The 13131-nt window shown below is 43.0% G+C and carries 6 protein-coding genes; 2 read left to right on the top strand and 4 right to left on the bottom strand.

The window, feature by feature from the left end:
- Positions 1-11 precede the first annotated feature (11 nt).
- The 4 genes from EHO59_RS16290 to EHO59_RS16275 all read right to left on the bottom strand — a co-directional run bounded on the left by EHO59_RS16290 (position 12) and on the right by EHO59_RS16275 (position 5100).
- A complete protein-coding gene (locus EHO59_RS16290) occupies positions 12-1703 on the bottom strand; it encodes a glycosyl hydrolase family 67 (RefSeq protein WP_135589511.1) in 1692 nt (563 codons plus the stop codon).
- 4 nt (positions 1704-1707) lie between these two features.
- Complete coding sequence (locus tag EHO59_RS16285; RefSeq protein ID WP_135589510.1) at positions 1708-2574, bottom strand: DMT family transporter; 867 nt, start codon at positions 2572-2574, stop codon at positions 1708-1710.
- Positions 2575-2735: 161 nt separating this feature from the next.
- Entirely contained in the window at positions 2736-3803 is a 1068-nt protein-coding gene (locus tag EHO59_RS16280; RefSeq protein ID WP_135589509.1) for a fatty acid desaturase, read from the bottom strand.
- Between the two features lie 145 nt (positions 3804-3948).
- Positions 3949-5100, bottom strand: coding sequence for a helix-turn-helix domain-containing protein (locus tag EHO59_RS16275; protein WP_135589508.1), 1152 nt, complete (start codon positions 5098-5100; stop codon positions 3949-3951).
- Between the two features lie 456 nt (positions 5101-5556).
- On the opposite strand from EHO59_RS16275, the gene EHO59_RS16270 reads away from it, so the two are divergent.
- Both EHO59_RS16270 and EHO59_RS16265 read left to right on the top strand, forming a co-directional pair.
- Positions 5557-9126: a hypothetical protein gene (locus EHO59_RS16270; protein WP_135589507.1), complete on the top strand. Its 3570-nt coding sequence runs from the start codon at positions 5557-5559 to the stop codon at positions 9124-9126.
- A 47-nt stretch (positions 9127-9173) separates the two neighbouring features.
- Positions 9174-12893 (top strand): Ig-like domain-containing domain, encoded by a 3720-nt coding sequence (locus EHO59_RS16265; RefSeq protein ID WP_246052982.1) that lies wholly within the window; start codon positions 9174-9176, stop codon positions 12891-12893.
- Positions 12894-13131: the final 238 nt, after the last annotated feature.

Genomic DNA, 13131 nt, shown 5'->3' with positions numbered 1-13131 from the left:
TCAATCCGATTTCAGCTGAGTAATTCGCGGATCGGCATTCCTTGTCTGTTGATAAAATCCGGAAGTCTGCTTCGTATGCCTAAAAATACCAGGTAGTAGATCTTTCTTAATATAGGATGGAAGAGGATCTTGTCCAAGAGGCGGTACTTGCTTCTTCTTCTTAGAAACAATTTCAAGAATAAGCCGGAAACAAAAGAAGGCTTGGACTTAGGCCTGGAGATCTGAAAGCGAAACGTTTTAGGATACTTTTTATGGAATTCTTTCGCTAGTCGTTTCGTTTCTAAAAATAAGGCCACGTCTTCCGTATAAAGAAGCTTTCTGCAATTCAGTATAAGTCGGAATGTTTTGGACTGGAATCTAAAATCGTAAGGTAGATCCAATTTTTTGGAGATGCGTTTCATTTCTTCTAAGGAAGAAAATGCTTCTTCTCCTAAGCGCATAGATTCGGAAGGTGTAGAGTTCAAAACAGAATAAACCGATCTGAATGGATCCGAGACTGTGATTCTGTCCCAGGTAATATGCAAAAGGGTTGGGATTCGGACCCTATGAACATAGAAGCTCTGCTTTGCAAAGCAAGGATCATAGAGAAGATTTTCGATCACTAGATCGCTCAATCTAAGAAAGCGAATGAAATCGTTTAAGTCTTTCTTGCCATAAAATTTTTGGAGGCAATCTTCGAGAGTCCAATTCGGTTCCGTGAATAGTTTCAGGGATACGAATGAATTCAATTCGTTCCAATAAGAAGAACCTTTTAAAAACGTAATATTCTGAAAGGAAGACCAGCCGCCGGTTTGGGTCCAAACGCTGATGCCTGCTAAATTCGCCTTTCCCAAGAGTTGGTTTCTATAATTCTCATATTGCCAACCGACGAAACTAGGATATTCTCCGAAGCCTTCATATTCCCTTCTTGCTTGCAATTCCAGTAGCTTAGGTCTTTCGTCCGCGAAAAAGAGAGGGTTTAGGGAAAGATGCCTAAAGAAGTCGCCTTCTCCGTATTTTAAGGAAATGATAAAGGATTTACTATCGATTCCTTGGAATACTTTCTTATAGGTTTTTGGATTCCAGATCAAGTCTCCTATCTCGTAAGCACCTAAGGTCCAGGTCCTGAATATTAAAGTTTTGTTATGCTTTTCGAAGACAGGCAGGATCTCTTTTAGAAAACGATTCGCCTCTGCAGGTGTTTTGAGAAAGAGTTTGCTTCTGAAGTCGCCGGTTACATCCACCCCATCCGATTCGCCTATCCTAAGAATGATTCCAGAGATTTCTGGAAAGGTAGAGAATACATCCTCTAATGCGCTTTCAAAAAGTGTTATGATCTTTCCCAGTTCATTCCCCGTATGTTTGGAAATGAATTCGTTTACGGAAAAGAAATCGCTTGTAAGAAAGATCTGGAGGCCTTGAGAGGTAGCGATCTTAAATAGCTTCTTATATTTCTTTCGATAGGAGCGTATCTTCTCCGCTAAAGGAAAGGGATAGAAACTATAATTCGCCAAATAACAAAACTCATCTAGGCTAATCGCGTTGAATCCTAATTTAGAAATTCGCTTGGTATATTTAGAAAAAGATTCTCGTACTCTTTTATGTTTCTTGCGGGAAGGTAGAGAAGATTTTTCTAAATGAGAAAGAGGTGCCTTGGACCAGTTTTGAGATCTCTTGGAAGACTCTAAGAAGAAGGGGGCAGAACCGTCTACTAAGGCGAGCATAGAACTATTCCGTCTTTTTCTGATAACGCAATGTTTCTATGCAAGCAGCGAGAAGAATAAATCCTCCGCCGATAAATTCTTCTTTTCTGGGGACTTCTCCTAAAATCAACCAGGCAAGGATTGCCGAATACACCGGCTGCACAGTCGAAAGAAGTCCTGCTGTCTTTACCTTCATTCGGAACACTGCCTTGATATAGAAGGTATGTCCGATCGCAGTTAAGAAAACTCCCAAGAGTATGATCAGGCTCCAATCTCTCGTAGTAGAAAAAATAGGTTCGAAGAATAAAACAGGACTTAATAGAAAACAAGTCACCAGTGTCTGATGAAAGATCACTTGAGTGGAGCCATGACTTGACAGATACTTCTTCGTTAGAAGATTTCGGAATGCCATGCAAAGAGAAGAAATGAGTCCAAGACTAACTGCGATCATATAAGAATTATTGAGATCAAAACTAGGAACAAGGATCCACATCCCGAAGAAGACTAAAAGCGCCATTCCTAAATCCAATACCTTTACTCTGGATGGAAAGAATAAAGGTTCGAGTAAAACAGTCCAGACAGGATGGGTAAATAGAGTCAAGACTGCGATCGCAATATTTGCTTTCTGGGCCGACGCGAAGAATGTAACCCAATGAACCGCTAAGACGACTCCTAATGCTAGTGAGATCAGGTTTTCTTTTTTAGTAGGAAAGAAGAAGGGCCGCTTGCGAATATAAAGAACGAGTCCAAGAAGAATAAAGGAGAATAGGGTTCTTCCCCAATTGATCATAGAAGGGGAATATGAGAGAAGTTGAGCGAATAGAACGTTTCCGCTGATCAGTATCTGAGAAAGCTGAAATTCAAGATACGTTCTAAGTCGATTTTCCTGCATTTGCAGGTCCAGTTTAAGATGGGTATTGCTTAAGAAAAGAAATTCCTAAGCTCGATTCTTGAAATTCTAGAGTTTGTAATAATTAGCGCAAGGATCAAAGAGAAGGATTTAGACGAAAAGATCTCTTTTTCGTCTAAATCCGGCAAGGTAGAGGTGAATGTTTAAGCGAGCAATGCGTCCTGATTTCCAAGTCGATTTCCTCGGAAGATACTTCCGAAGTCATTGAAACGGATCCCATATCGTTTCATCGCAGGATGAACGAAGGGAGCCACAGCTTGGCGTAGATAGAATGGTTGGTTTACCACGAAATGGTGGATGCCGTGAGTGCTTCCGAAATTGAAACAGAACAAATGAAGAGGAAATAAGAACCAACGATTCAATACTTGCGTTTGGTCGTACAATCCCTTCACATCCCCATAATAATGCATGTTGGAAGAAACGATTTGAATGCTAGTCTGACGGATCCAATTCGGGATGGTATAAACTACCGCAGCAATATTCAGGAAATGACGAATAGAATCCAACCAAGCAGGAACTTCTACAGGTTTTCCTAAGAGTTCATTCCCAATATAAAATAAATTGATGAACAGAAAGTTGTACCAAAGATGATAGAAGATCACAAGATAAGGCCAACTGGATCTGGTGATCTCACTTCTCTTGAACTTCGGTGCTTCTCTTCTAAGAATATGAGCTTGGAATAAGAAGGACATATTCCCATCCAGCATGGTAATGAATCTTTTCAGGCCGAATCTCATTCCATTTCCGATGAGGCGCTCTTCTATATCTTCCTTGTGACCGGAAACCTTATGGTGAAGAGTATGGATCATTCTTCTATACCAAGGGCTTACCGTATTTCCTCGAAAGATCCATACGGTCCAAAACATGAAATTTTGAACCTTAAGATTGTCCTTATAATAGAGATTGTGGATAAGGTCGTGTTCCACTTCATGCAAGATAGAAGCAAGAACCCCGTTTGCCACGATGCAAGTCCAAGCAGGGATTATTCCCGCAATGTATAAACTTCCGAAAAGGATCATACCCGCAGCGGAGCCTAGAGTAATCGCAAGACCAAGAGCATCTTGGTGCTTTAAGAATCCGAATTTTTGACGCAACTTCTTGTCGCGAAAGCGAATCCATTTCATGATCCGCTTGCTTCTTTCTTTAGAAGAAAGTCTTTGATAGAGTTTGGTTGGAACCTGATGAGTCTGTTTTTCTGCGACGGCGATCATTGGTTTCCTCCGTTTGTTTTCAGATGATTTATCTTACGAAAGATTTCCGGATCCGTCGTCCCAATTGATCGAACGCCACCAGGAAACCTGTCCCATTCTATAAACATCTACCCTGGCAGCGGAGAAGAACCTCTAAAGTTTGGTATCAAACAGACTCGCTTCCTCTGAATTGGGAAGGAGTCTTGCCGGTATGTTTTTGAAAGGCTCTGTGGAATGAGGACTTGGTAGCAAAGCCCACAGCAAATGCAATGTCCAAGACGGAACGATCCGGTTCCTTCTGGAGAAGCTCGCAGGCTTCTTGGATCCTATAATCATTTACGAATGCGGAGAAGTTGATTCCCAATTCTTGGTTGATCAGTTCCGAGACCTGGTGTGTGGAAAGAGCGAGCTCATCCGCAAGATCCGCCAGGGTGAGTTCCTCATCCCGATAGAGCTTGTCTCTTTCCATGAGTTGTTTCAAGCTTTCTCTTAAGGCGTCTCGGTTTACTCCCAGAAGAAGGGAACGTGCATATTTCTGGCGAGTTGCCTCGCTCACTTCCTGTAAAGTCTGGAAGAAGGCGGGGCGCTTATGACCGATCAAATACGCGAGACAAAGGCTAAGCCCCATCATAGAGGAACAGGCGAGTAGGGAGAGTGAGGATTTGAATGCCAAGAAGATCCCACCAAAGGCCATGTTCGCAAAGGTTGCCAGGACCATGAATAAAAGGATGCGAGCGGTCCATTCTTCTTGTAGGATCTCCCACCTAAATAAGTCCCAGCTCCCTCTTAGAATCAGCCAGATATAGAATCCGAGGTTGAGAAGTGGAATTACGAGTAGGATTTCTCCTTCTCCCCATCCGGTTTGGGTCATGAATTGAGAGATCCTACCTATCATGTACTCGGTAGGAAGAATCAGGATGGCCGCCAGATACGTAATCCAAACAAGGCCCGGTAGTACCAGATGCTTCCCGGAAAGTCCTAAAAATGGGCTTCTTTCTGAATCCTTGTCCTGACTGACTCTATGTATTCCGAACAAAATCGGTCCAGTCGAGGCTATCAAAGGGAATTCCGTCAAGGAAATCCTGGGAAACTCCATGTATTTTCCGGAAACTAGTAGTAGGAAGCTCACTTGCAATATTCCCATTTGGAAGAATAGAAGGGCTAAGAGTCGGTTCAAAGAGGACTTCTTTTCCATGACCAATTGGCCCAAGGACATTAGAATTCCGAGTGCTGCTCCGAACTGTGTGATTCCCCAAAAGAGTAAGAACCAAGGATTTGTATTGTCGTAACTTTGACTTATCAGTCCGGCATTGGGCATGGCAGGGAGATTTTAGGAGCAAACCTCTCTGTCAAGAATTCCCTCATGCATTTGGATGGGCTTGGAATTGGAAATTTTTTGTAGGCACTTCGACATCCAACAGATCAAAATTTTACGATAGAACGAAATCTAGAATAAATTGTATATAACAATTGTTCTAAAAAGGAAATTCCCGATTTGAATTTCTGGATTCAACGAATCTGAAATACAAATGCAAAGGTTGAACCTTAGTCCCAGGTCCCAAAAGATAGATTGAGACTTTTTTGGGACCTGTGGTGTTTTAAGATAACAATTGGTATACAAAAACTGACTCTCCAGGTGCGGAAAACTTTTTTGTAACCTTCTCTTATTTTTTTCTCAAACCCTTAGAAATATAAGCCTGATATAAGAATACTTTATGTAGCGATCGCTATGCTGTTCCCACCTTCGGGAAAACCGGGTAGGACTAGCTAAAAGATGATCAGAAAACAAATCTATATTCTATTGGCGTTTTGTTTGGCGTTCGGCTGCCAGCCTCATGACGATAAAACATCAGCAGATACGTTTTCAGACAATATCGATTATCATGGTGTCCGCTTATTTAATATTTTCGATGATTATCATTCTATAAAAGCAGGCTTTAACAGTCTGCAGCCGGTTTACTTTAACGACAGGCTCGAGTCCTCTATGACTATTCCGTACCGAGAGGATATTGTAGGCTTCTTAAGAGTTTCAGGCGATCTTCTCTTAAAGCCTCAGGCTCATGTTCGCCAATCCTTGGTCCGTGTTCATACTCTTTTGGACCGGATCGACAATGCTCCTAATTCTGCTTTCGATACTCTTCAGTCCTGGTTGGAGCGTTTGAGAGTATATAACAAACCAGTTTTAAGAAATCTTTCTCCTCTCAGCCAAGATGCTTTGAAGTATATGTATGCGACTTATTCCAAGGACGCAATGAAGACTAAGTTCGAAGAACTTTCTTCTATATTAAAAGATCCTGAAATTAAGGTCTTGTTCACGGAACTCGAGGATGTTCTGGATAAGGCGATCAATCAGAATGCGAATGCTAAAGCGGCAATCAACGGTCTCTTGCAGGGAATGGTGGATCCGAGTATGATCGCCGATAGAGTGATGAAAGAAAAGATCATCCAACTCATCTCTGCAGTTGGAAAATCTTTCCGGCAGAGGGCAGGCTTCAGTGATGCTAAGTCATCCGAAACAGTTCTAAAGAATCTAGTAGTTAATTTAGAAAAATATTATACGAATGGAGGAGAGATCTATTCAGATCCCGCCTTTGCAGATTATAGAGACTCGACTTATCCGGCAGAATTCGCCTCTATTCTCACGGAAGCATTCCGTTATCTTCGACCCATGCTTGGTAGAGGAGGGGATTTTACCTCGGATCCGAATGTGATCCTTTCCTTGGAGATGGCTAAGAATTTTGCAAAGTTTGATTTTGCATCGGCTGTTTCAGGAGTCGACTTCTCTTTGAAAGAATTGATCCGCATGGATTCTTTGGGAAGGGATCGCGTTACCGATACAAGTAGCAGTCCTATCACCGCACTCGAATCTCTTATGTTTATCCTCACTCTTTCGGATAATTATGGATTTCGTTGGGAGAATCCTGCAGACACTTCTATGATGAGATTGGAACCGAACGGTTCCGTGAATGGCGGTCCTATGACAGGCGGGATCCTGACTGTAGGAGATAGCATTTATTCTCTCGGGTCCGCAATGACTGGAAGTCTTGGGATCAAATCTTTCATGAGCCAAAGTTCTGCTGATGGAGCTGTCTTTAAGAATGCGGATCCGACTACTCCTACTGCACTCTCCATAGGGATCAATACTCCTACTCTGACTCTTTTGGAAGCTCCGGATCCGAGTATCATCCCTGCTGCAAACGACCCGGTTTATACCAAGACGATTCCATTCATCATGAAATTGATCCGCACCGTTTTGATCTCTGGGGGAGGTCCTTACTACAATAAGAATCGTGTGGATTCAAATGGAAACATCTATACCATCGACGGGAAATTATACAGGGATTCTACCGGAACCGATCTGATCTACAAGGATAGTTGGACTTCTTCCGAATACAGGATCAAGGTTTCCAATACTTCCAATGGTGCTTGTAACAGCACAAGCCTTTGTAAATGGGTTGGGCCTGGGGGAAGAGAAGCTAACGCGAATTATGCGAATAATTCCTTTACCCAAGTTTCTTCCGGTTCAAATGCTTCCGGGATTAAGGGATGGAGCATTCCTGTTTGGGAAATTGCAAAAGACGATGCAACCGAGAGAGCTTTAAATTCGGACGAAGAAGTCATCTATAAGAATTTCCAATGGTTATTGCATGAGAAGAGAATGGTAGCGGTCATTCCTTTGAGAGCATCTTTGGGTTCCGGAGTTCCATACAAGATGGCGGCTTACGTAACTCTGATCGCAAACGGTCTGACTGGCCTTATGAATGCTGTTCCTATTCTACAAGACGGAAGCAATTGCACGGATAAGATCAATGGGATTTGGAGACTCAAGAATGTATTCTTGAAACCTGGATGTGCTTCTTCTACCCAACCGAATTTCAGACAACCTGGGATCCCAGTGCTTCAGGAAAATTATTCAGATATTCCGGGAGACAGTATGTTCTATCTGGAGGCCTGGGATTACGGAACTTCCGGTAGCGGTTCTCTTACTTTTAATAGCTTGGGAGATGCTTCGGTCTATAGCATCTTTTATCCTCCTACTTCTTCTTACGGTGTGATCCCTCAAACGATTGCGGCTAACTTTGGGGTCATGGAAAGACTTTCCTTTCTCACCGATAGCAAGGTTCTTCCTTCCGGTCCGAATGTTTCTTACGGAGTCTCCGTGGAAGATGCTTGGGGACAAAGAAATAAACTTCTTCCTTTGATCTTGTCCTTGGCCTGGACCTTGGACGACCAAGCAAGCCCTAGCACGAACAAGAATCCGTTCCTGATACTAACCGGTTTGAGTGCTGCATTGACTAGACCTCTTCTTGCAAGGATCACAGATACAGAAACAGGTTCTGGAAATCGACAGATCGATGTGGTAAAGATTGTAAACTCCGATTCTGCTGTGAGAAGTAACTCCGCAGGTCCTGAAGAATATTACTTCCGTTATCTGGATCCAGTTACGAATAAGCCGGTGCGTTCTCCTTTATCCATTCTTGCGGAGAACGATAGAAGATACCAAGACGGTTTACTCAATCTAATGTCTCGCACGGATCTTCTTTCCGTATTCGTACAAATGCTCGCTGAAATGGGAAAACCGGAGAGAGCGAGTGGAGCTCTTTTAACTTTTCAATCCATAGCGGATCTACTAGGAGAAGTCAAACTCGCGAATGAGAGTCCTACTTCCATCCAATATAATTTAGAAGGTTATATCGGAGAGGTTCGGGATATGCTCGCAGCATTTCCTGATTCGAGAGTCTCGAATATTTATGATCCTGAATGGGACAGGTTAGGGAATTGGGCAGTCCGTATCAGAGATTATTTTGATCCTGCTTCCGTATACAGTCTTGTTCCTACCATCGATTTCTCTATGGACATGATCATAGACAATATTCCTACAAATGCTCAATTGTCTGCGATACTCGATCTACTCGGAAGCATACTGAGAGACGGCACAACAAACACTCAGGATTACTTATTTACGACTTTATTAAGTGTAGATACTGCGGATCTCGCTTCCGTTTCTGCTCCCAATGCAAGAAGCGTGGTCGGAGTACTGATGGGAGTCGTCAAGACCGGAGAATTCTATTCTTACTTAGAGACAGACATGAAGACTCCGTATTCCATCAAGGCGATCTTTAGTGATACAAAACGACTCTTGATGTCGAAAATGATCCAGACTACTAAAGAAGATAATACTTCCTTAATATACACCGCAGGAGTGCTCATGGGTATCTTTGCGGATCTTACAGAAACTGGAAGGAAGCAATTCCCTGACGGATTCGTTTTTTACGACAGGTTTAATAAGGATGAAAATTCTGACACCTATTGGGATAGGTTCGTCACGATTTTCACCCGGTGAGAATGATGAAGAGAAGTTTTTTAAAAGAGATACATCGAGGATTGGAAATGAGTCAGAAAAATAGAAAACCGTTTTCTTCGAATATCGGAGAGGGAAAAAGCGAGGTGAATTCGAGCATCAAGAGAGGAACAGAGTTTTTGCTCCTTCTTCTCTTAATGATTGGCCTCTTCGATTGTAAGGGAGCTAAGATAGGAGGATTCGATTTCTCGGATATCTTCGATCTTGGATTTTTCTCTGGAGGAAAGGCGTTCGGTGTGGATCCCAACATGCAACCGCCTTATAACAGTGTGGACAATGATGTTGCCACTCTTCCTACAGATTTCGGTTCTACCACTCCTCAGGCAATATTGTATATCAACTCACTTGATAACGTGGATCGATATAAGGAATTGGAGATCCGCTTTTCAGAGCCGATGAACAAGTCTCTTACGGAAGCGAATTTCTCGATTGCTGGGACTTCTGGAAATCTTGCTGGGCCGACTCCAGGAGGAGAATTCTATTGGATGAGTAGTCAAAAACTACGTTTCAATCCTTATAGAGAGTTGAAACCTGCAGAGACTTATACTCTTACCATCACTTCTGATGCTCCTACATTAGCAGGAATTCCTCTACAGACTTATACTGTATCCTTTAGAACTAGCGCGGATTATAGTTTAACGAATAAGATTACCCAAGGAAGCCTGTACGCTCTGAACGGCACAAACGATATGACTTTTGATCAATCGGCGGCTCTTCAGCTTTCTTCTTCTTTCGTGAATCCTGTTTCGGGAGAGAATTATATCCAATCCATCGTTCTCAAAAAAGTTAGTTCTACGAATTACGAACAGATTTGCGCTTCTCCTCCTTGCTCTATGAGTGCTGCGATCACTTTGAATTTGAGTACTTCTTCGATTGCTCCTACAGTTGGTGGAAATACATATTATTACGAGATCCAAACCGCAAACGGAAAGATCTCCCGAAAATATTTCAGCTTCAACTATGGAAGATTAGAAAACGCGGATAACGTTCTTCCTTATGTTGCAAACGGTGTGATGGATGAAGCACAGATGCTTCCTTTCTTAGGTAAGGCAATCCAAAAATATACTACAGGAGCTTTCAAGATCCTGGATAGCACTGGCGTTCCTCGCACATTCCAAGAATTCCTATTAGGCATGCCTGATTATCCTAAGAAGAAGATGTATGAAAACGGCGCTTGGACAATCGGGGAGGCATGTATAAAGCCCGATGGTTTGATGTCGGGAAATAATAACCTCAGTACTTTTCAGAATTATCAGTACATTTCAGTGTTCGGTTCCAAACCGGGAGCGGAAGGAAGAGGGTATTGCTACGTAAGACCTTCTCAATGCGGACCTACGGATAACGGAGGCCCGAATGATAATGGTGCTCCTTATGCTCCAAATTCTTCTTGGAACTGGACAGACTATAACGCTTGTCAGGCGGGGAACCAGGCCAAGTGCCAGGCAATCACTCACTGGGGAGATCCGAATTGGAGTCTTTGTCATTATCCTACTGTAGCAAAACAATATGACGGTTACACTTCTACAGTATTTGCACCTTTCGGTCGTCCGAAAGGAAAGATCAGCAGTATGTGTGATGATACTGTGGATATCGACAATGCAGTCAGCTGGATCGCTTGTTTCAAAACGTTCGGTGATGTTTCCGCTATCTCACCAGGGCCGTTCTCCAAATACAGTGCTACTCTAAACATCACGGACCAAGGGATCGCTAACGGAAGTTCTGCAGTGAACATGGATGTGTATGTAACCGACATGAGACTTCCTTCTTTCGTAAAATGTGGTTCTACGAATTCTACTTACGGTTGTTCCGCTGGTGTAGGAACAAAATTAGGAAACGTGCAAGCGGATCTAAAAGTCAATCCTGGTGCTGGCGCCGTTGCTCCTGGACTAGGTCTGGATTTGAAGTCCCGTTATGTGGAAGTAGATCTACTCGTGGTTTCCAGGTTCGAAGACTGGTTCGGAACATTCATGGGACCGGGAGCGTTACTCGTCTTTACCACCACAGCAAAACTAAACTGGGATCCTGCGGTAGAAGGTGCATTGAACGGAAGTGGCTACGACTGGAATAATGTGCAGTTGTCCAAACCTCGTTTGGCAACGGCTCGAGCAAGAAATACTCTAAGTGTGACTTCTGCCGGTCTGATCAATATGAGTGTGAGGACTCCTTTCGGGATCAACGATACATACTTCCCGGATAATCCAAGCACTGCCGATATTCTTTCTAATACGAATAACTTCTTCGTTCTTCCTTGGTCCAACCCGAATCATTTGCCTATGGCGAATCTATATCCGGGAGAGAATACTTCCGACTTTATGTGGACTTCTCCAATGACTTACCTGGGAGGAAGCGAGCAGTTCGGAGATGTTGTCTCTGCGATCGTAGGGAGCCAATCCATCCAAGATATGGCAGGCACTACCGTTCCTCTTGTGAAACAGATCATCACTCAATACATGTTGAAGGATATCGTAACTCGTATCGCTCCGAACGTGTTGAACTCAGTGATCTCTGACTTGAGAGACACTGGTGTGACCATCACTCTGCCGGATTATCTTCCTGCTCCTCTTGGAAATTTCCCGCTTACTGTAAAGTTCAAGCTCAACACGGATGCTACTCTGAAGCATGATGGTACGAACAAAGGACTCGTGACTTCTTTGGATTTTGCGTTTACGAGTTCCTATAGTCCTGCAGCAGGATTAAGAACCCAATCTGGAAAAACAGGAATGGTAACCACTCGCACTTGGACCGCTGCGAGTCCTCCTCCATCCACATATCAGTTTAGCCAGTCCGCCGCGAATCCTGGCTTTTTGATCTCCATGCACACTGATACGATCTCTCAAGCAGCTTTCCATCTTTGGAAGAGAAGGGGATTGGATATCGTACTCAACAAAGCATTTATAGATGGAATGAACGCGTTTGCCGGAGCAGATCCGTTATTCGCTCTTACTACTTCTTTCTTGAAGGCTTCTCCTTTGGTTACAATCCTTGTGCCAGGAAGAAATAAGCTGCAAGGACTGAATGCTTCTAATCAGATCGCTCCTCCAGTGAAGTCTTATGATGATATAGACATGGTAATGTCTCCGATCATGGCTCCGAATGTGAAATTCAAACCGATGACTTCTTCGGGAGTTCCTAAGATGAGACTCTTCTTTACAGAAATGCAATTGCAGATCGTTGCTAAGAAGCCTGCATCTTGCAGCGGACTTACCGACGATGATCTTACGGATTGCCAAGCAGATACTAGAGCGAACGGTTACCAACAAACATTAGGAACTGTAAGGATTAGTTTTTCAGCAGATGCAGATTTCCGCTTTAAGACTTTCTCTAATCCTACAAATAATCCGAACCTTGCTAACTTGAACGCGTTACAAGTGATCTTGGATCCAACTAATAATTTAGATTATGCAGTAGAAGTGTTAGAAGGATCCACTTACAATCCGTTCGGATTGGATCCGGAAGGAATTAAATCTGTGATCTCACCTTTGGTGACCACTCTTGTGATCCCGATGGTGAACAGTATCATGAAAGAGATACCGATGCCTCCTACCATCACATTCCCTAAATTGAGAAATGCTGCGGCAACATCTAGTCCTTTGAATCTTTCCACTGCTTGTGCAATCAGTGCGAAAAGCGATAAGGTTCAGTTCTTTACCTTGAATACTCCTCAGGTATCGGATCCTTATCTATTGGGTGGAATGAGATTCGTGGGAGACGCATTAGTTGATCCTTCTTCTTTAATAGTCTGCCCTTAAAGACTCCTAGCTATTTCGAAAAACCTCGCAATCGAAATGACCGAAAGGGATTTGCCTTTCGGTTTTTTTTTATGTGAAGAAGAAGCTGAGTGATGAAGTTTTTCATTTCTCATCGAACGGCATTCGTTATTTGTTAATAATCGTTAGAACGTGCTTTACAATCTTTTAAAATATGCGATATTGCTGCTTCTCAAGACTCGCAGATAAAAATAGTGAGCGAGTAGTCATAAATTTTATT

The sequence above is a fragment of the Leptospira semungkisensis genome, assembly GCF_004770055.1.
Classification (GTDB): domain Bacteria; phylum Spirochaetota; class Leptospiria; order Leptospirales; family Leptospiraceae; genus Leptospira_B; species Leptospira_B semungkisensis.
This window is presented reverse-complemented; position numbering and strand designations above follow the sequence as displayed.